This is a genomic window from Rhodococcus sp. NPDC127527, from assembly GCF_042672245.1.
Lineage (GTDB): Bacteria > Actinomycetota > Actinomycetes > Mycobacteriales > Mycobacteriaceae > Rhodococcus_G.
Genome location: NZ_JBHXVP010000004.1, coordinates 236,139 through 255,299, shown reverse-complemented (window position 1 = coordinate 255,299; position 19,161 = coordinate 236,139). Strand labels below are relative to the sequence as shown.

Annotated in this window: 19 protein-coding genes; 14 read left to right on the top strand and 5 right to left on the bottom strand. The window is 69.0% G+C overall.

Features of this window, described 5'->3' with window-relative positions; all coding sequences use genetic code 11:
- Positions 1–53 precede the first annotated feature (53 nt).
- From ACFVH2_RS09835 to ACFVH2_RS09825, 3 genes are read left to right on the top strand one after another with little or no spacing between them, the layout of a single operon-like run.
- Entirely contained in the window at positions 54–1,298 is a 1,245-nt protein-coding gene (locus tag ACFVH2_RS09835; RefSeq protein WP_378421961.1) for a lipase family protein, read from the top strand.
- A 35-nt stretch (positions 1,299–1,333) separates the two neighbouring features.
- Positions 1,334–2,047 carry an enoyl-CoA hydratase/isomerase family protein gene (locus ACFVH2_RS09830; RefSeq protein WP_378421959.1) on the top strand — a complete coding sequence of 238 codons (714 nt, stop codon included), beginning with the start codon at positions 1,334–1,336 and terminating at the stop codon, positions 2,045–2,047.
- Between the two features lie 16 nt (positions 2,048–2,063).
- Positions 2,064–2,738, top strand: a complete 675-nt coding sequence (locus tag ACFVH2_RS09825) for a hypothetical protein (RefSeq protein WP_378421957.1) — start codon at positions 2,064–2,066, stop codon at positions 2,736–2,738.
- Between the two features lie 5 nt (positions 2,739–2,743).
- Here ACFVH2_RS09825 and ACFVH2_RS09820 read toward each other — a convergent pair whose 3' ends face one another.
- A complete protein-coding gene (locus ACFVH2_RS09820; RefSeq protein WP_378421955.1) occupies positions 2,744–3,745 on the bottom strand; it encodes an esterase/lipase family protein in 1,002 nt (333 codons plus the stop codon).
- A gap of 466 nt (positions 3,746–4,211) precedes the next feature.
- On the opposite strand from ACFVH2_RS09820, the gene aceA reads away from it, so the two are divergent.
- From aceA to metE, 3 genes are all read left to right on the top strand, one after another.
- Positions 4,212–5,501, top strand: a complete 1,290-nt coding sequence (gene aceA / locus ACFVH2_RS09815) for an isocitrate lyase (protein ID WP_378421953.1) — start codon at positions 4,212–4,214, stop codon at positions 5,499–5,501.
- 160 nt (positions 5,502–5,661) lie between these two features.
- The gene (locus ACFVH2_RS09810) at positions 5,662–6,558 is read left to right on the top strand and encodes a 3-hydroxybutyryl-CoA dehydrogenase (RefSeq protein WP_378421951.1); all 897 of its coding nucleotides are present in this window, start codon (positions 5,662–5,664) and stop codon (positions 6,556–6,558) included.
- A gap of 97 nt (positions 6,559–6,655) precedes the next feature.
- The gene (metE, locus tag ACFVH2_RS09805; protein WP_378421949.1) at positions 6,656–8,950 is read left to right on the top strand and encodes a 5-methyltetrahydropteroyltriglutamate--homocysteine S-methyltransferase; all 2,295 of its coding nucleotides are present in this window, start codon (positions 6,656–6,658) and stop codon (positions 8,948–8,950) included.
- 122 nt (positions 8,951–9,072) lie between these two features.
- Here metE and ACFVH2_RS09800 read toward each other — a convergent pair whose 3' ends face one another.
- Positions 9,073–10,587: a cellulase family glycosylhydrolase gene (locus ACFVH2_RS09800; RefSeq protein WP_378421947.1), complete on the bottom strand. Its 1,515-nt coding sequence runs from the start codon at positions 10,585–10,587 to the stop codon at positions 9,073–9,075.
- Between the two features lie 155 nt (positions 10,588–10,742).
- On the opposite strand from ACFVH2_RS09800, the gene ACFVH2_RS09795 reads away from it, so the two are divergent.
- The 4 genes from ACFVH2_RS09795 to ACFVH2_RS09780 all read left to right on the top strand — a co-directional run bounded on the left by ACFVH2_RS09795 (position 10,743) and on the right by ACFVH2_RS09780 (position 13,096).
- Entirely contained in the window at positions 10,743–11,783 is a 1,041-nt protein-coding gene (locus ACFVH2_RS09795; RefSeq protein ID WP_378421945.1) for an NAD(P)-dependent alcohol dehydrogenase, read from the top strand.
- A 109-nt stretch (positions 11,784–11,892) separates the two neighbouring features.
- Positions 11,893–12,459 (top strand): type 1 glutamine amidotransferase domain-containing protein, encoded by a 567-nt coding sequence (locus ACFVH2_RS09790; RefSeq protein ID WP_378421943.1) that lies wholly within the window; start codon positions 11,893–11,895, stop codon positions 12,457–12,459.
- Between the two features lie 72 nt (positions 12,460–12,531).
- Positions 12,532–12,867, top strand: coding sequence for a hypothetical protein (locus ACFVH2_RS09785; protein WP_378421941.1), 336 nt, complete (start codon positions 12,532–12,534; stop codon positions 12,865–12,867).
- Between the two features lie 7 nt (positions 12,868–12,874).
- Entirely contained in the window at positions 12,875–13,096 is a 222-nt protein-coding gene (locus ACFVH2_RS09780) for a hypothetical protein (protein WP_378421939.1), read from the top strand.
- 33 nt (positions 13,097–13,129) lie between these two features.
- Here the strand turns inward: ACFVH2_RS09780 and ACFVH2_RS09775 are convergent, their stop codons facing one another.
- Positions 13,130–13,996, bottom strand: a complete 867-nt coding sequence (locus tag ACFVH2_RS09775) for a polyphosphate kinase 2 family protein (RefSeq protein WP_378421937.1) — start codon at positions 13,994–13,996, stop codon at positions 13,130–13,132.
- Positions 13,997–14,117: 121 nt separating this feature from the next.
- On the opposite strand from ACFVH2_RS09775, the gene ACFVH2_RS09770 reads away from it, so the two are divergent.
- The 4 genes from ACFVH2_RS09770 to ACFVH2_RS09755 all read left to right on the top strand — a co-directional run bounded on the left by ACFVH2_RS09770 (position 14,118) and on the right by ACFVH2_RS09755 (position 17,962).
- Positions 14,118–14,996, top strand: coding sequence for an alpha/beta fold hydrolase (locus ACFVH2_RS09770; protein ID WP_378421935.1), 879 nt, complete (start codon positions 14,118–14,120; stop codon positions 14,994–14,996).
- 27 nt (positions 14,997–15,023) lie between these two features.
- Positions 15,024–16,532: a flavin-containing monooxygenase gene (locus ACFVH2_RS09765; RefSeq protein WP_378421933.1), complete on the top strand. Its 1,509-nt coding sequence runs from the start codon at positions 15,024–15,026 to the stop codon at positions 16,530–16,532.
- A 147-nt stretch (positions 16,533–16,679) separates the two neighbouring features.
- A complete protein-coding gene (locus tag ACFVH2_RS09760) occupies positions 16,680–17,336 on the top strand; it encodes a TetR/AcrR family transcriptional regulator (RefSeq protein WP_378421932.1) in 657 nt (218 codons plus the stop codon).
- Positions 17,333–17,962: a TetR/AcrR family transcriptional regulator gene (locus ACFVH2_RS09755; protein ID WP_378421930.1), complete on the top strand. Its 630-nt coding sequence runs from the start codon at positions 17,333–17,335 to the stop codon at positions 17,960–17,962. The genes ACFVH2_RS09760 and ACFVH2_RS09755 overlap by 4 nt, the downstream gene beginning before the upstream one ends.
- 10 nt (positions 17,963–17,972) lie before the next feature.
- On the opposite strand, the gene ACFVH2_RS09750 is transcribed toward ACFVH2_RS09755, so the two are convergent.
- Together ACFVH2_RS09750 and ACFVH2_RS09745 are read right to left on the bottom strand one after the other, a co-directional pair.
- Entirely contained in the window at positions 17,973–18,317 is a 345-nt protein-coding gene (locus ACFVH2_RS09750) for a DUF4873 domain-containing protein (RefSeq protein ID WP_378421928.1), read from the bottom strand.
- Between the two features lie 52 nt (positions 18,318–18,369).
- Positions 18,370–19,110 (bottom strand): TetR/AcrR family transcriptional regulator, encoded by a 741-nt coding sequence (locus ACFVH2_RS09745; RefSeq protein ID WP_378421926.1) that lies wholly within the window; start codon positions 19,108–19,110, stop codon positions 18,370–18,372.
- Positions 19,111–19,161 lie beyond the last annotated feature (51 nt).

The window sequence follows — 19,161 nt, the reverse complement described above, 5'->3', positions numbered from 1 at the left end:
CTCCGCTCCTGCCGTCCTACTCTGGAGTCAGGGGACGACGGAGGGCGGCGGCCATGGGCGGCGGCGTTCACCGGGCCGCGCTTGCGATCGCGGTCGCAGTGCTGACGACGGCACTGGCGGCTGGTGCGTCCGCGGACCCGATCGGCGACCTGATCTCACCGCCGCACGATCCCGCCGCGGTCGCCGCGACGCCGCTCGGCGCCCCGTTCTTCGACCCGCCGCCCGATTTCGGGGACCTCGCGCCCGGCGCCGTCCTGCGCACTCGACCGGTCACCGTGGTGCCGCTCGCCAGCCCGGTCGTCTCCACCCAGATTCTGGTCCGCTCGACCGATGCGAAGGGCCAGCCGGCGGCCGTGACGGCCACACTGATCGTGCCGGCCGTGGCGTGGACCGGTCCCGGACCGCGACCGGTGTTGGCCTACGACATGGCGATCGACGGACTCGGCGAGACCTGCGCGCCGTCGTACACGTTGCAGCGCGGCAGCGCGCTCGAAGTCGCCCCGATCCAGTACTTCCTCGGCCGCGGCTACGCGGTGGTCGTCGCCGACCACGAGGGCCCGCGACAGGCGTATGCGGCGGGCCGGATGGCCGGGCACGCGGTCCTGGACGCGCTGCGGGCGACGGTGAACACCCCTCGGTTCGGGCTCGCGCCTGCGTCGCCGATCGCGATCACCGGCTACTCGGGCGGCGCGATCGCGTCGGGTTGGGCCGCGGAGCTCGCGCCGACGTACGCGCCCGAGCTGCGGATGGTCGGGGCCGCGTTCGGCGGTACGCCGGCCGACTACGCGCTGCTGCTGCAGTCGATGAACGGCAGGAACCTGGCCTCCGGTGTGCTGCTCGGCGCGACGCTGGGCGTGGCCCGCGAGTACCCCGAGCTGTTCCCGTTGTTCAACGACAACGGGTGGCGGCTCGCGGAGATCGCGAAGGACCTCTGTCTGCCGGGCCTGGCTGTCCCGGGTGCGCTGATCCCGCTGACTGTGCAATCGCTCTCGGACGTTCCCGACGTCGTGGACACCCCAGTCGCGCGTGCCGTGATCGCAGCGAACCGACTCGGCGCGCACGCCCCGACCGCGCCGGTATTCCTCTACCAGGGGAAACAGGACCCCTGGATTCTGCCCGCGGGCGCCGAGAAACTCTACGACGACTGGTGCGAGCTCGGCGCGAGCGTGCGTCTCGAGGAGTACGTCGGCGAACATCAGACGGTCGCGCTGTCCGGGATCCCGGCGGCCTACGGCTGGCTCGACGCGCGGCTGGCCGGGGTGCCTGCGCCGGTGGGCTGCAGCAGTTTCGGGCGCTGACCGGCGTCCGCAGGTGGGACGCTATCGTTCGGGCCATGCCATACATGGAGCGCTCGGGTGACGTGTTCGTCCTGTACCTCGGAACCGAGGGCGTACGGGACGAGGAGAACGCCTTCGCGCCGCCGTGGCTGGACGAGATCGCGGCGCTGCTGGACGAGGTCGAGGCCAGCGAGGGGCCGGCTGCGCTGGTGACCACCGCCGTCGGCAAGTACTACTCGACGGGCCTGGACACCGGTTGGGTGCTCGAGAACACCGACCAGCTGAACGCGTGCATCGACCGCGTCCAGGACCTGTTCGCTCGACTGCTGACCTTTCCGATGCCGACGGTCGCGGCGATGCCCGGCCACACCTTCGGCGGCGGCGCGATGCTTGCCATCGCGCACGACCACCAGGTGATGCGTGAGGACCGCGGCTACTTCTGCCTGCCGGGCATCAGCATCGGCGCCAGCTACACCCCGGGCGTGCTGGCGCTGGTCAGTGCGAGGCTGCCGAACCGGGCCGCGCACGAGGCGCTGACGTCGGGCAGGCGCTACGGCGGCGCGGACGCGCTCGCGCACGGTTTCGTCGACGCGGCGGTGCCGGAGGCCGACGTGCTGACCCGCGCCGTGCGGCACGCGCAGGGTCTGGTGCACACGCGTGGTCGCACGCTCGGCGAGATCAAGAGCACCCTGTACGCGCGGGCGGTCGCGGCACTGCGAACCCCCGTCGAGAGCCTGGAGCAGCAGGAGGGTCTGGCCTCGCGGGCGTGACTGCGACAATCGGCGCATGACGAACGACGTGCCCGCGGGCCTCGCGGTCGGCGCGACCCTGACCACCGCCATGATCAGCCCCGTCGCGGGCGGGCTGGTGCGGACCTGGACCGAGACCGACAGCGCGCTGTGGGCGGTCGACGACCCGGCCGGGCTAACCGGCCTACTCGGCCGTGGCCTCGTCGCGCGCACCGCGGTCCCGGACAACAGGTTTCGGGAGGCGGTCCTGCTCGACGCGGCCGCGGGCACGCTGGTGGTGCAGAACCGGTTCGCGGACGGCCGCGAGGTGGAGGCACGGGCGTTCCGGCTCGGCGAGCCGGTGCGACCGGCGAACAACCCCTGGACCGACCTCGACGACTTCCTGTCCGCAGCGGCGGTGTCCGCGGCCGAGCGCGGCGAGTACTGCGTGGTCGAACTCGGCGGCTGGGACGCCCCGGCCGAGCCCTACTGCTTCTTCGGCGTCGTGGACGACGGGGGCGAGCGGGTGTCGGTGATCGAGGCGGCCCCGGTGCCGCGCGGCACCGGGGTGTGGCCGGAGGTGCCGGACGACGGCCGCCCCGGCACCTCCGTGTCCTCGCCCGCATCGGCCGAGACCGTGGCGGCCGCCGGCATCTTCGCGACCACCGCTGTCGAGGCCTGGGGCGTGGCGCCGTGGGACGTGGCGCTGACGTTCGGGCGGACGGGGGAGTAGGCGGGTCAGCAGGGCGGCGTGCCCGCGAGGGTCGGGTCGAGAGCCTGGCGGACGAGGAAGCGTGACACCGGGTGATCGAGCAGTCCGGGGCCCTTCGACCCCGAGCTGTTGGGGAAGGCCCTCGAGTGCCACACCTCGAGCCCCTGGTTTCCGCAGACGTCCTGGACGTACATGTTGCGAACCGAGGTGCCGGGCGCGGGGACGAGGAACGAGCTCTCGTACGGGGTGATCGTCTGGTCCGACTTCGTCGCGATCACGGTGTAGTCGATGCCGGGGAAGGTCTCCTGTCCCTCGTTGAGGCGTTTCAGGAACGCCGAATCGATCGCCTGCTGTTGCACCGCTATCGGCGCGAGCTTGTTCCGGGCGTCGGCCTCGGACGCGAACTCGCCGTCCAGGGTGCTCCCGTGGGACGGCGGCGCGAGCAGGACGAGCGTGTGAATCTTGGTGCGGTCAGGGCTCGTCCGCAGGTACTCGCGGGTCACCGTGCCGCCCTGCGAATGTCCGACGACGTCGACCTGCGTGGCTCCGGTGTGCGCGAGGACCGCATCGACGACCGTGCGCAGCTCGGCGGTCGAGTTCTCGATCCCGCCGAAGCCCCACTTCATCGACAGCGTCGGGAAGTCGAAGGCGTTGCCGTAGTTCAGCGCGTAGACGCAGCGGCCGTCGTTCGCGAGGTCCTCGACCAAGGGACCCCTCGTGTTCGGGTCGGCGAGATTGCCCCAGGACTCCTGCATGCCGCGGCCGGTGCCGTGGACCAGGACGACGGGGCGGTGCTGCGCGTCCGCCGGACGGCACTCCCAGTCGTTCACGCCTGCGGGCGACTTCCCCCACGTCTTCATCGCGCCTGCGAGCGGGGCGAAGGCCGCGGGGAGGTCGTCCGGAGCCTCGGCGGAGCCGGTCGCGACGGATTCGGCGGATGCGGTGGCCGACGGGAAGGCCGCGGCGGCGACGGCGAGCAGTGCCACCGTCGCAAAGCTCGCGGTAGCCGCGCGGAGTCGATCGATCACGGTGGGGTACTCCTTCGGGAAATACCGTGGGGAAGTCGATTGCGTGCCATCTCTATCAGCCGACCGGTGGTCGGCGATGGAGAATGCGGCGTCTGTCCGGATCCGTGATTGCCCTCACAGTTCCGCCCCCCGGCCCGGTGTCCCGGACCGAGTTCGGAGTTACCCGCCGGTAGGCCGGCCCCGAGGGCGGCCGCCGCGCGCACCGCCTCCTGCCTGCCGATTTCGCTACCAGTTGGTAACTACGACTCCCGGCGGGCGACGAAATTGCACCGCGTGTCATTTGCAAAGTTAGCAACGGGGATTGAAAACCTAGCCAAGATTGGCATTAGCAACAGGTAGACGGGCCTTTTTCGATATGTCACTCTCGTTGAGTACACCCGAAGGGCCTGGCAAGGATGCGAAGCCGTACAGCCGTACTGGACGAGCAGAACCGAAGGGCCAGCAGATCACAGAGTTTGGAGCCTCGATGTCGACCACCGGCACCCCGAAGACCGCAGCTGAGATCCAGCAGGATTGGGACACCAATCCCCGCTGGAAGGGACTCACCCGTAACTACACGGCCGAGCAGGTCGTCAAGCTCCAGGGCTCCGTCGTCGAGGAGGCCACCCTCGCCCGCCGTGGCTCCGAGATCCTGTGGGACCTCGTGAACAACGAGGACTACATCAACTCCCTCGGCGCCCTCACCGGCAACCAGGCCGTGCAGCAGGTGCGCGCCGGCCTCAAGGCCATCTACCTCTCCGGCTGGCAGGTCGCCGGTGACGCGAACCTCTCGGGCCACACCTACCCGGACCAGAGCCTCTACCCGGCCAACTCGGTGCCGCAGGTCGTCCGTCGCATCAACAACGCGCTGCTGCGCGCCGACGAGATCGCCAAGGTCGAGGGTGACACCTCGGTCGAGAACTGGCTCGCCCCGATCGTCGCGGACGGCGAGGCCGGCTTCGGCGGCGCGCTGAACGTCTACGAGCTGCAGAAGGCCATGATCGCGGCCGGTGTCGCCGGTTCGCACTGGGAGGACCAGCTCGCGTCGGAGAAGAAGTGCGGCCACCTCGGCGGCAAGGTGCTCATCCCCACCCAGCAGCACATCCGCACCCTGACCTCGGCTCGCCTCGCGGCCGACGTCGCGGACGTCCCCACCGTCGTCATCGCGCGCACCGACGCCGAGGCCGCCACCCTGATCACCTCCGACGTGGACGAGCGTGACCGCCCGTTCCTCGACGGCACCCGCACCGCCGAGGGCTTCTACGGCATCAAGAACGGCATCGAGCCCTGCATCGCGCGTGCCAAGGCCTACGCCCCGTACTCCGACCTCATCTGGATGGAGACCGGTGTGCCGGACCTCGAGGTCGCCAAGAAGTTCGCCGAGGCCGTCCGCAGCGAGTTCCCGGACCAGCTGCTGGCCTACAACTGCTCCCCGTCCTTCAACTGGAAGGCGCACCTGGACGACGCGACCATCGCGAAGTTCCAGAAGGAGCTCGGCGCGATGGGCTTCAAGTTCCAGTTCATCACCCTGGCCGGCTTCCACTCGCTCAACTACGGCATGTTCGACCTGGCGCACGGCTACGCCCGCGAGGGCATGACCGCCTTCGTCGACCTGCAGGAGCGCGAGTTCAAGGCCGCCGAGGAGCGTGGCTTCACCGCCATCAAGCACCAGCGTGAGGTCGGCGCCGGCTACTTCGACTCCATCGCCACCACCGTCGACCCGAACACCTCGACGGCCGCGCTGAAGGGCTCCACCGAAGAGGGCCAGTTCCACTAAGAGCTGGGCTGGACCGCCTCTCCTGGACTTTGGCGCACTAGCAGGTGGCCCGCAATTCGCGTTGCGGGCCACCGGCGCCGAGTCCCAAAGTTTCAGTCGTCCCCGACGAGTTACCGATGTACCCACGAAATCTGTTGTTGCGAGAGCGAAGGTGGCCGTTGTGACCAGCGAAAAGATTCAGCGCGTCGGCGTGATCGGCGCAGGCATCATGGGCGCCGGAATCGCCGAGGTGTGCGCCCGCGCACATGTCGACGTCTTGGTGTTCGAGCAGACCCGCGAGCTCGCGGCGGCCGGCCGTGCCCGAATCCTGCGCTCCCTGGACCGCGGCGTGAGCAGCGGCAAGATCACCGAGCGGGAACGGGAGCAGGCTGCCTGGCGACTGCGCTTCACCTCCGACCTCGGCGACTTCGCGGACCGGCAGTTCGTCGTGGAGGCCGTCGTCGAGGACGAGAAGATCAAGAGCGGCATCTTCACCGAGCTGGACTCCATCGTCACCGATCCCGACGCGGTGCTCGCGTCCAACACCTCTTCCATTCCGATCATGAAGCTCGGCATCACCACCAGCCGGCCCGAGCGTGTCATCGGCATGCACTTCTTCAACCCCGTTCCCGTGCTTCCGCTCGTCGAGCTGGTGACCACCCTCAAGACCAGTGCCGCGGTGTCCGAGCGGGCCGAGGCGTTCGCGAGCGAGGTGCTCGGCAAGCAGGTCGTCCGCTCCGCCGACCGCTCCGGCTTCGTCGTCAACGCGCTGTTGGTGCCGTACCTGCTCTCGGCCATTCGCATGGTCGAGTCGGGCTTCGCCACCAAGGAGGACATCGACAAGGCGACCGTCCTCGGCCTCGCCCATCCGATGGGCCCGCTGGCGCTGACCGACCTGGTCGGCCTGGACACCGTCAAGTCGATCGCGGACTCCATGTACGAGGAGTTCAAGGAGCCCCTGTACTCCGCGCCGCCGCTGCTGCTGCGCATGGTCGAGGCAGGTCTGGTCGGGAAGAAGGCCGGCCGCGGCTTCTACGAGTACGGCGACAACGGGCGCGCCGCCAAGAAGGCCAGCTAGCCGAGCTCAGCACCTTCGGCGCCCGTGCGCGATTTCAACCCGGGAGGGGTACCGATCGCGCACGGGCGCGAAGCGCATCAGGGAAGGGTCGACAACGATGTCAAGCAGCGCAGCCACTTACGGTTCCAGCGTGCTGGGATACCCCCGGATCGGGCCCCGTCGCGAGCTCAAGCGGGCCCTCGAGGCCTACTGGCACGGTCACTCCAGCCAGGCGGCACTCGTCGCCGTCGGACGCGAACTCCAGGAGCAGACCTGGAGTGAGCTCGCGGCGACCGGACTGACGCAGGTTCCCGGAAACACCTTCTCCTACTACGATCACGTGCTCGACGACGCGCTGCTCTTCGGTGCGGTCCCCGCGCGATTCGCCCCGCTGCAGGGTGAGCTCGACGAGCTCGACTTCTACTTCACCATGGCCCGTGGCCGGCCGGACTTCCCGCCGCTCGAGCTGGTGCGCTACATCGACACCAACTACTACTACCGGCAGCCCGAACTCGACCAGGACACGGTCTTCGCGCTGCACGCGGACGCCCTCATGGACGAGTTCGAGCGGGCCAAGGGGCACGGTATCGAGCTGCGTCCGGTGGTGCTGGGGCCGGTGTCGCTGCTGCTGCTGTCCAAGTCCAGTGCGGGTGCGGCCGAAGGCTTTTCGACCCTCGACCTGCTCGACTCGCTGCTACCGCAGTACGAGGCGCTGTTCGAACGGCTGGCCAAGGCGGGTGCAACGTGCATCCAGCTGGACGAGCCGGCGTTCACCCAGGACCGCACGGACGAGGAGCTGGCCGCCCTCGGCCGGGCCTACACCGCGCTCTCGCACGCGCCGCTGCGTCCGCGGATCCTGGTGACCGGACCCTACGGCAGCCTCGGTGCGGCGCTGCCCATCCTGGCGGCCACCAAGATCGAGGCGCTCGGCCTGGACCTGGTGTACGGCAAGGTGAAGGCCGAAGACCTGGCCGCGATCCCCGGCCTCAGGCGCAAGCGACTGTACGCGGGTGTCGTCAACGGTCGAAACGTCTGGCGGGCAGACAATTTCGTTACACTTACCTACTTGTCGAGCCTCAAGGACGTGATCCCGGACCTGGTCGTGTCCACCTCGTGCTCGCTGATGCACGTGCCCTACGACGTGCTGGCCGAGTGGGATCTCGACGGGGACGTGGCGGATCGGCTCGCCTTCGCGAAGCAGAAGGTCGGCGAGGTGGTGTCGTTGGCGAAGGCGCTCACCGAGGGGCCGTCCGAGCGCTGGCGCAAGAAGCCGTCGAAGGTGCACTTCAAGCAGAAACACGAAGTGCGCCAGCGGGTCTACAACATCAAGGCCGAGGACCGGATCCGCGCGCCCTACGAGGAGCGCCGCGCAGCGCAGCAGGCCAGGCTGAACCTGCCCAAGGTGCCGGCGACGACGCTCGGTTCCTTCCCGCAGACCGACGCCGTCCGGCAGGCGCGGTACGAACTCGGTCAGGGACGGCTGGAGTGGGCCGACTACGTCAAGCGCATCCAGGAAGAGATCGAGCGCACCGTCCGGCTGCAGGAGGACATCGGCCTCGACGTCTTCGTGCACGGTGAGCACGAGCGCAACGACATGATCCAGTACTTCGCCGAGCTGATGGACGGTTTCGCGTTCACGCACAACGGCTGGGTGCAGGCCTACGGGTCACGGTGCGTGCGCCCGCCGGTCCTGTACGGCGACGTCCGGCGCAGGGGGCCGATGACCGTCGAGTGGATCGGCTACGCGCAGTCGCTGACCGAGAAGCCCGTCAAGGGCATGCTCACGGGACCGGTCACCATGCTGGCGCGCTCGTTCGTCCGGCAGGACCAGCCGCTGCACGAGACCGCCGACCAGCTGGCCCTGGCGATCCGCGACGAGGTCGCTGATCTGGAGGCGGCCGGCGTCGCGATCATCCAGGTCGACGAGCCGGCGATCCGGGAACTGCTGCCACTGCGCGACGGAGGCCGGAAGGAGTACCTGGACTGGGCCGTCGACGCGTTCAAGCTGGCGACCGGTGGCGCGAAGCCGGAAACTCAGATCCACACGCACCTGACCTACACGAGTCAGCAGCAGGTGGTGGACGCGATCGAGCGGATGGACGCCGACGTGACGGCGATCGTGGCGACTCGCTCGATCTCCTGGGTGCTCGACGCGATCAAGGAGCGCAAGCTCACCCACGGTGTGGGACCCGGTGTCTACGAGTCCCGTTCGGCCCGTATCCCGGACATCGACGAGCTCGACGAGCTCCTCACCGTGGCGGCGGAATCGGTCGAACTCGACCGGTTGTGGGCGAATCCGGACGGTGGCCTCAAGACCCGGCACTACTGGCAGCTCGAGCCGTCGCTACGCAACCTGGTCGCCGCGGCGCGGCGACTGCGCCGGCGCGCGGCGGCCGCTGCCGAGCAGGCGTAGCGAGTGCCGACAGGACGTGCGCGTCACCCGCGACCCGTGAGTGGTCGCGGTCGCGGGTGACGCGCCCTGGGAAACGGGAAGGCCCCGGACCGTGACGGTCCGGGGCCTTCCTGTTTGTGCGGTCAGGAACCCGCGCTGCCGCTCGAGCCCGCGCTGCCGCTCGACCCGGAGCTGCTGCCGGCGGTGCCGGGCAGGTCGTTGCCGTCCGAGTCGGGTCGGTGGATCTTGACCGTCACCGGACCGGAGCCGTCGGCCTCGACGGTGACGGTACGGGCGTCCGCCGCGGAGGTGACATGGCCGCCGGTGACCTCGGCGACGTATCCGGCGGGATAGTGCTGATCGGAGACGTAGATCTCGGTCGGCCTGGTCGACGGCTTCGGGGTGTACGAGTACTGGAAGTCGCCGTTGGTCGCGTTGAACCGCAGCCTGCCGGGTGTGCCGGCGGTGGCCTGCGGGTACGTGCGCACCAGCTGCTTGCCGACCTCGCCGGTGAACGGGTCGCCGCCGCGCGGGCCGAAGGACGAGCGATAGTGCCAGTACTGCCAGCCGATGAAGCGTTCGTCGGCGCGGGACACCGTGGCCGCCAACGTTTCCGCGTCGATGTCACCGAACTCGGTGACCAGGACCGGGCGGTCGGTCCGGGCGCCGAGGGTGTCGATGTTGAACCAGGTCTTGTCGTGCTGGGCCGGGCACGCGGCCTTGAGCCCGCTGGGCACTCCGCCGTAGATGCTCATCTGGCTGGGGATGCAGTAGTCGTGCACGGACAACCCGACGTTCGGGTCGGTGATCGCCGGAGTCCTTGGCGGATTCCCGAGATTGCTCGGCATCGTCTCGTTCCAGGTCACGTTGGGTTCCCAGTACACCGGCATGGTCGCGCTCGCGGACCGGATGTGGTCGGTGAGCTTCTGCATTGCGGCCTGGTACGTCCGGTCGAAGTCCGGGCAGCCGTTCGGGAAACAGGTCAGGAACGGCGATCCCGGCCAGGGTTCGTTCATCAGCTCGATGCCGAGCACCGCCTGCTTGCCCTCGACCCTCGTGGCCAGCGCCGCGAGTGCGTCGCCGAGGTGGTCGAGTACGCCGTCCTTGTTCGCCCAGATCCCGTCCCAGGCGATGTTCATGCTGGGCATCAGGTAGTTGAGCGGAAAGCCCGGGTTCGGTTCCCAGGACTGCGGCCGGGCGGTGGTCGCCCAGTCGGGGAATCCGTTACCGCCCCAGGGCTTTCCGATTCCGTCCTGATGGTTGTCGAGCAGGACGTGGATGCCGCGGGCGCCGAGGACGTCGACGACCCCGGCAATCCGGTCGAGGTAGGCGGTGTCGACCACACCGCGTTGCGGCATCAGCCCGTCGAACTCCACGCCGAGGCGCACCGTGTTGAAGCCGTGCTGTGCGAGCAGGTCGGCGTCGGCGGCGGTCACGGTCAGGCCGTCGCCGGGTTCGAGGTAGGGCGCTTCCTTGTCGACGTTGTTGACGCCGTGCAGGAGCACCGCGCGGCCGTACTCGTCGACGAGGGCGCGGCCCTGAGGTCGAACCTGGGTCAACGGCGCCGTCGTCGGCGGTTCGGCGGACGCGGCAGGCGCCAAGGCGAGGGCACCCGCGACGACCGCCGCGGCAAGACCGATCGGGAGCAATGTGCGCATCTGACTCCTAGGTGAGGCGCGGTGGACTTTCGCCCGAGCACTGGACTGGACAGTTGTCCAAGTTTGCTAGACCCTAGCGAGAGTCGTGCTGTCGCGTGCCCGATTTGGCGATTTCCGCATTGCACCCCGAGCGATGCGCGGATAGACATGTACGCATGCTCACCGTCTCCGCGTATGCCGCGACCGCTCCCGACGCCCCGCTCGAGAAGACCACCGTCGAACGCCGTGCTCTCGGCCCGCTCGACGTCCTGATCGAGATCAAGTTCTCCGGCATCTGCCACTCGGACATTCACACCGCCCGCAACGAGTGGGGCGGTACCCGCTACCCGATCGTGCCCGGGCACGAGATCACCGGCATCGTCGCCGAGGTCGGCTCCGAGGTGACCCGGCACGAGGTCGGCGACCGGGTCGGCGTCGGTTGCTTCGTGGACTCGTGCGGCCACTGCGATCCGTGCGTGGCCGGTGACGAGCAGTACTGCGCCAACAGGGTCACCGCGACCTACAACTCCAAGGGTCGTGACGGCGAGATCACACAGGGCGGGTACTCGACGCACATCGTCGTGACCGAGAGCTTCGTGCTGTCGATCCCCGACGGCCTCGAGTTGGACGCTGCGACGCCGCTGCTGTGCGCGGGCATCACCCTTTACTCGCCACTGCGGCACTGGAATGCCGGCCCCGGCAAGCGGGTCGCGATCGTCGGCATGGGCGGGCTCGGTCACGTGGGTGTCAAGATCGCGCACGCGATGGGCGCCGATGTCACCGTCCTGAGCCAGTCGCTGTCCAAGCAGGACGACGGGCTGCGGTTCGGCGCCGATCGCTACCGGGCGACGGCGGACCCCGCCGTGTTCAAGGAGCTGCGCGGCAGCTTCGACCTGATCCTCAACACCGTGTCCGTGAATCTCGACATCGACGCCTACCTCGGCATGCTCGCGCTCGACGGCACCCTCGTCCTGCTGGGGCTGCCGGAGCAGCCACTCTCCGTGCGCGGGTTCTCCCTCGCCGCCAACCGTCGCAGCCTCGCGGGTTCCAATGTCGGCGGCATCCGTCAGACCCAGGAGATGCTCGACTTCTGCGCGGAGCACGGGATCACCGCCGAGATCGAACTCATTGCCGCGGAACAGATCAACGAGGCCTACGAGCGGGTGCTGCGCTCCGACGTGCGGTACCGCTTCGTCATCGACGCCGGGACGTTCTGAGCGTCCCGCGACCTTTCGCGAGGACGTAGCCGGGGCGAGCGGCGAGGTCCATACTCGGGTGGGGGACTCGGAAAGGGGGGGTGGGGGACTCGGAAAGGGGCCTTCGGCGATGACCAGACAACTCGACGGTCACCGGGTGGCCGTACTGGCGGCCGACGGCGTCGAACAGTCCGAGCTGGTGGAGACCAGGGCGGCTGTCGAGGCGGCAGGTGGCACCACCGAACTGCTCTCGATCGCGCCGGGCGAGATCCAGGCGTACCGAGCGGACGTGCACGTCGCCGACCGATTCGTCGTGGATCTCGTGGTCGGCCGAGCCGACGTCGACGAGTACGACGGGTTGATCCTGCCCGGCGGCACGCTCAACCCGGACCGGCTGCGCATCGACGACCACGCGGTCGCGTTCGTCCGGCACTTCATGCATGTCGGCAAGCCGGTCGGAGCCATCGGACACGCCCCGTGGCTGCTCCTCGACGCGGGCGCGGTCGCCGGGCGGACCCTCACCAGCTGGCCGAGCCTGCGCACCGACATCGTCAACGCGGGTGGCATCCACGTGAACGAGAAGGTGGTCGTCGATCGCAACCTCGTGACCAGTCGCGGCCCCGCTGACCTGCCCGGTTTCTGTGCGGCGATGGTCGGCAAGCTGACCCAGCACCCGGAGCCGATCGGCAGGTACTGACCTTGTCGCGGTCCGTTCTGCGGGCGTAGCGTCGAGCGCAACAGTTGATCCTCGAGTCGAGGAGGAGCGATCATGATTCGAGACTGGTTCGCCGACATGCGCGTGCACATGTTCTCCGACGAGCTGCACAGACTGCCCGGCGATGTGCGTCGATTCCCCGAGAAGCTGAGCCTGTTCTCCGAATGGGTCGGCTACGCCCTCGGACTGGTGGCCCTGCTGACCTTCGCGCTGACCCTGCTCGCGGCGGCCTCGGGCTTCGTCGGCTGGGCGATCGTCAGCGCCGCGATCTGCGTGGCTTCCCTGCTGATCGGATCGAGCATCATCAGCGGTGCGGTGCGGCACGATCGCCGGGTTCACCAGCACACCCCACGATTCCCGCTGCCCGGCGGCGACGCCTGGCGGGTGTGAGTCAGCGATGAGTCTGAACATCGTTGCGGGCTGGGTGGCGTTCGGCTGCGTGCTGCTGACCGCGGTGACCCTCGGCATGTTCCTGGTGGCCGCGGGATCCGGCTACGGCGGTTGGGCCGCCATCGCCGGATCGGCCTGCGTGCTCGCCATCGTCACCGCGATCGCGGTGGTCGGTGGTACGGTGCGGCACGACCGCAAGGCGCACCGGGAGATGCTGCACTTCCCCTGACTGAACCCCAGTCCGTGATCGAACCCCCCCCGGTCACGACTCGGCGAGCCGGCGCTTCTCCGTGTCGATGTCGAAATCGGCTGGCGGCCAGGTCAAGTCGAGTCGTTCGAGCGCGTCGATGAGCAGCTCGGTCACCGCGAGCCTGCTGTACCACTTGCGGTCGCAGGGCACCACGTGCCAGGGCGCGTGGTCGGTGGACGTCCGGTCCAGCATGGCCTGATACGCCTGCTGGTACTGGGGCCAGTAGCCGCGCTCGGTGACGTCACCGGGGTTGTACTTCCAGTACTTGTCGGGGCGGTCCAGGCGCTCGGCCAGTCGCGCCTTCTGCTCGTCCAGCGACACGAACATCGCGACCTTGACGATGCTGGTCCCGGACTCGACGAGGTTCTTCTCGAACTCGTTGATCTCGTCGTAGCGCGGTTCCCACTCCTCCGGCGGCACCAGGTTGTGCACCCGCACGACCAGCACGTCCTCGTAGTGCGAGCGGTCGAACACGCCGATCTGGCCTCTTCGCGGCAGCGCCTTGCGGATTCGCCACAGGTAGTCGTGGCGCTTCTCCTCCTCGGTCGGCACACCGAACGAGGCGTGGTCGACGCCCTGCGGGTCGACGTGGCCGATCACGTGCCGGACCATCCCGCCCTTGCCCGCGGTGTCCATGCCCTGCAGGACCAACAGCACCGAGCGGTGCTCGCCTGCGGCGCGGCCGTTGGCGAAGAGCTTCTCCTGCAGCGCCGAAAGGTCGGCGCCGCGCTCCTCGAGAAGGCGCTCACCCAATTGCTTGTCGCCGGTGAAACCGGGTGTGCCGTTCGTGTCGATCTCGGCGACCCGGGTGCCGGCGGTGACCCGCACCGCCTCCGTGGCCGGTATCGCCCAGCCCTCGCGCGAATTCTTCTTTGACATGAGGGCGACTCTGTCACGTCGAGGCGGGTTGTCGGCGGCATTGGCTGCGGCGATTCGGGCTAGTGTTGACGGCGTCGGGGGTGCGCACGGACGGCCCCGGCGACGGCAGCGGGAGGCGATCATGCAGGCCGTATCGTCCTTCGTCACATCGGACGGAGTGGCACTCACCGTGCGCGAGGCAGGTCCGCGATCCGCGCCGGTGACGGTCGTGTTCGCGCACGGCTGGACCCTGGACGGGGGATCCTGGGACGACCTGATCGCGCTGCTGACCCGGTCGGCCCGGCCGGCGCGTCTGGTCGCGATCGACTGTCGCGGGCACGGGACGTCGGGCGCTGCCCGGGCGGGCGCCGCGACCATCGCGCGGTACGCCGACGACCTCGCGGAGACCGTCGGGCGGCTCGTCCCGGACGGTCCGATCGTGCTGGTCGGGCACTCGATGGGCGCCATGGCGATGATGGCGCTCGCGGAGCGACACCCGGATCTGGTGCGGGGGCGGGTGGCGGCCGCCGCGTTCCTGGCCACCGCCGCGGGCCGGCTCGACAAGTCGGTCGAGCGGGTTCCCGGCCTGCGGGCCGCGTTGCCCGTGCTGGTCGGTCTCGGCTTTCGGGTGCACCGACACCTGCCCGCCCCGATGCGGTACCGGAGCGTCGAGTGGCTGTTGTTCGGTTCCGGAGCCCGTCCCGCAGCCGTCGAGCGGACAGCCGGGGAGATGCGACGGGCCGATCCGCGCACCGTGCCCCGGTTCGGGGCGGACATCCTCCGGCACGACCGCGCCGCCTACCTGGACCGGTTCGCGGCGGCGGAGGTGCTCGTCGCCGCGGGTTCCCGGGACCGGCTGTGCCCGCCGTCGCATGCCCGCAAGATCGTCTCGCGCCTCCCGGAGGCCGCGCTCGTGGTGTACGAGGGCGCGGGCCATCAGCTGTCGTACGAGCGGTCCGAGGACCTGGGCCGGCGCCTGGCCGGGCTACTGGAGCGGGTCGAGTCCGATCGGACCGCCTGACGCCGAGACATGCAAGGAGGGTGAGCAATGGTCGCCGACCCGGCGCATGCCGGAACGGGCAAGCCGGAGAAACGAATTCATCGAACCCGGGTTCTCGTGGTCGGCTCGGGTTTCTCCGGGCTCGGCATGGCCATTCAACTGCGCAAGGCAGGGCGCTCCGACTTCGTGGTGCTGGAGAAGGCGGACGAGGTGGGCGGCACCTGGCGGGAGAACACCTATCCGGGCTGCGTCTGCGACGTGCCCTCACACATGTACTCCTTCTCGTTCGAGCCGAACCCGGACTGGTCGAAGGTGTGGTCGGGTCAGGCCGAGATCCTCGACTACCTGCTCGATCTCGCCGACAAGTACGACCTGCGTCGGAACATCCACTTCGGTCGACGGACCAGCGGCGGCTACTGGGACGAGGCGGAGAAGCGCTGGCATGTGCACACCGACGACGGCACGGAATACGTGACCCAGTTCCTCGTCTCCGGGATCGGAGCGCTGCACGTCCCCAGATTCCCGGACGTCCCTGGCCTGGAGCGGTTCGGTGGTGTCGCGTTCCACTCGGCCCGGTGGAACCACGACTACGACCTGACGGGCAAGAAGGTCGCGGTGATCGGGACCGGCGCCAGCGCAGTCCAATTCGTGCCGGAGATCGTCGACCGGGTAGCTCGGTTGCAGCTGTACCAGCGCACCCCCGCGTGGGTCGTGCCGCGGACGAACTTCGAGCACTCGCCGCGAACGAAGCGCATCTTCCGACGAGTCCCGCTGGCGCGCAGGGTGTTTCGAGACGTCATCTACTGGGCGTCGGAGTCGTTGGCGCTCGGCCTCAACGGACACTCCAATCTGATGGCACCGCTGGAGAAGCTGGCGAAGAAGAACATCGCCAGGGCCATCGAGGATCCGCAGCTGCAGCGCAAACTGACGCCCGACTACCGGATCGGCTGCAAACGTATTCTCGGTTCCAACGACTACTACCCGGCGCTGGCCAGGCCGAATGTCGAGGTCGTCACGGACCGGATCGAGCGGGTCGCCGAGGGCGGCATCGTGACCGCGGACGGCACCGAACGGGACGTGGACGCCATCATCTACGGCACGGGGTTCCACGTGACCGACGGGTTCGACAGCATGAACATCGTCGGCGTGAACGGTCGGGAGCTGGTGCCGTACTGGACCGAGCACGGCATCGAGACGCACCTCGGCATCACTGTCGAGGGATTCCCGAACGCCTTCTTCCTGCTCGGGCCGAACACCGCGCTGGGGCACAACTCGGTGGTGTTCATGATCGAGCAACAGATCCGCTACGTGATGGCGGCGATCCGGCTCGTCGACCGGGCCGGTGCGGAGGCGATCTCGGTGCGCCGCGGTGCGCAGGACCGGTCCAATGCGGACATCCAGCGCAAGTTGGGCAAGGGTGTGTGGACCAACGGTGGCTGCGTCAGCTGGTATCTCGACGCCAAGGGCGTGAACCGGACGATCTGGCCGGGCTTCACCTGGCAGTACTGGCTACGCACCCGCAAGGTCGATCCGGCGGACTTCGACCTGATCGGCTGAGCCGCGGGCGGTCGAACTCCGCGCAATCGATCGACGTTCGCGTCGGGACGGCTTGTTAGGGTTGCCGTGGACTGCTGACGGAGGACGAAGGCGCTCGGCGGGGCGGCGCAGAACGGAGTTGTGTTGTCTCGGACACCGAGCGGGCCGGTGCCCTCGCGTCGGGGACGACCACCGACGGCCGGACTCAGCGCGCAGCGTCGCGAGCAGATCCTCTCGGCGGCAACGGACATGTTCGCCGTGCGTGGTTACGACGGCACCACGGCCGCCCAGTTGGCCGAGCACGCCGGCATGGGGATGGGCACGCTGTACCGCTACTTCGGGAGCAAACGCGAGATCCTCGACCAGGTCGTGGACCGGTGTGTCGGGGAGTTGCGCGAGGCGCTCGAGTGCCGCTCGGTCCTGCGGCCGCCGGATTCGCCCGCCGGTCTCGTCGAGCGGATCCGCGACCTGTCCGAGGTGCTCTTCGCCATGGCCGGGACGGCGCCGCGGACACTGCGGTTGCTGCTGGTCGACGCCAACGCGTTCGAGGACGAGCGCGGTTGCCGGCTGATGCGCGGTCAGAGCGAACTCGCGGCGATCGTCGCGGGCCTGCTCGACCACGGGATCGAGGGTGGGTGGCTGCGCCGTGACCTGGACACGAGCGCGCTCAGCCAGGCGATCATCGCGCTGACCTGGCCGGGGCTGCTGCGCGGTGTCAGCAGCGGGCACCGGGCGGTCGATCCGGACCGGTACACCGCGGCGGTGGTCGGGCTCGTCACCTCCGGTCTGCGCGCACCGACCCGCGTCCCGGAGCCGGCTCGGTGACCGGCGGCGCGCCGCGGCGCGGCGCTCGGCGCGAGGCGTTGGTGCGCGCGGCGTCCGAGGTCTTCGTCGAACGCGGTTACGGCAACTGCGGCGTGGCGGACGTGGTCGCGGCGGCGGGGCTCGGTCACGGCACCTTCTACAACTACTTCACCAGCAAGCGGGACATCCTCGACGCGGTGATCGACCGTGGATTCGCGCTGATCGGTGCGCAGTTGACGGACGTGCGGCTCGATGACGCCGACGGACTCGAGGAGTTCTTCGACCGCTTCGAGCTCGCTCTGGAACGACTCAACGCCCTGGTCCGTCAGGACTCGGCGCTGGTGCGGTTCGTCCTCTTCGACGCACCCGCCGTGGACCCGGCGTTGGTCGACCGGCTGCAGCGTGAGCTCGAGCGGTGCGGGGCGATCGCGGCCGCATCGCTCGCCGAGCTCAGGCCGGGCGACCTCGGTGCTGGGATCGACGTCGAGGTGGTCGGAGAGGCGATGACCTCGGCGCTGCTGCTGGCCGCGGTGGTTCCGCTCGACGGCGCCGGCCCGCGGCGGTCCGGCGAGAGCCTCGCCAGCCCCCTGGTGGAGCTGATGCGTGGCGGAATCGGGGCCCACGGCATCGGGGCGGACGGCGGGTGAAACGGGACCGCTAGAGCAGCCCCTCGGTGTCCTCCATCGCGCTGAACGGCCGCTTCGACCCGCCCTCGACCATGTGACTACCCCACAGGTCGATCGCGGTGACGCGCGCGGTGCCGACGCCCTCCGGGGTCTCGATCTCGAGTTCGGTGCCGGGGCCGATCGTCACGTCGGGGCCGAGCGTCTCGGTCAGTCCGCGCACCCGGCCGTGCCAGACGTACCGGCCGCTGATCGGTTCGAAGTGACCCGCGAGCTGGACGTCGACGGCGAGGGTCGGGTGGTTGCCGACCGTGACCAGGGCCTTGCCTGCGTAGCCGTCGGGTGCCTCGTGGCCCTCGTCGGTGTCGGAATCGCTCACCCGACCAGGTTACCTGTTACCTATGGTTACAACAAGATTTTCCGATGGGTGCTCAGAGCTTGTCGGTTTCCTCCTGGACCAACGGGTGCGGCATCGCCTCGAACCGTGCGGGCGAGCCGGCGACCGCCGCGATTCCGGTGACCCCGCCCCAGGTCATCATCGTCAGGTAGGCGATCAGGTTCTCGGCGGTCATCGACTTGTTGGAGATCCACCAGTGGGTGGCCAACTGGACGGCGCCGACGATGCCGTACGCCCACGGCACCGCCCCGCCGGAATCCATCTCCATCAGGCGCAGTCGCTCGCCGAGCACCGCGGACAGCAGTTCCGCGATCATCCGCTCGGACTCGGCGACGACGTCGCGGTTGGCGCCGCTGCTGTTCGCCATCACGTACAGGTAGACCTCGGGGTCCGCGGCGACCGTCTCGACGTAGGCGGTGATCGCGACCCGCGTCAGCTCGTACTCGCTCATGTCGCCACCGATGGCGGCGTACATGCGCGGCGCGATGACGGTCTCGACGTAGCGCGTCATGGTCGCGCTGGTCAGGTCGTTCTTGTCATTGAAGTAGCGGTACAGGACCGTCTTCGAGACACCGATCTCGGAAGCGATCTCGTCCATCCCGATGTCCCGGCCGCGGGCACGGATCGCCGCGATGGTGCCGTCGACGAGTTCCTCGCGCCGCGCGATCTTGTGCTCGCGCCAGCGACGCTTGCGCCCGTCGGGCTTTTCGGCCTGCGTCTCGGTCGACTCCGTGTCGCCGAGGTCGGGTCCGTTGGTTGCTGTCTTCTTCGGCACTGGGTTCGCCACATCCGTTCGAATCGATATTCGGACACCAGCTTAGTGGTG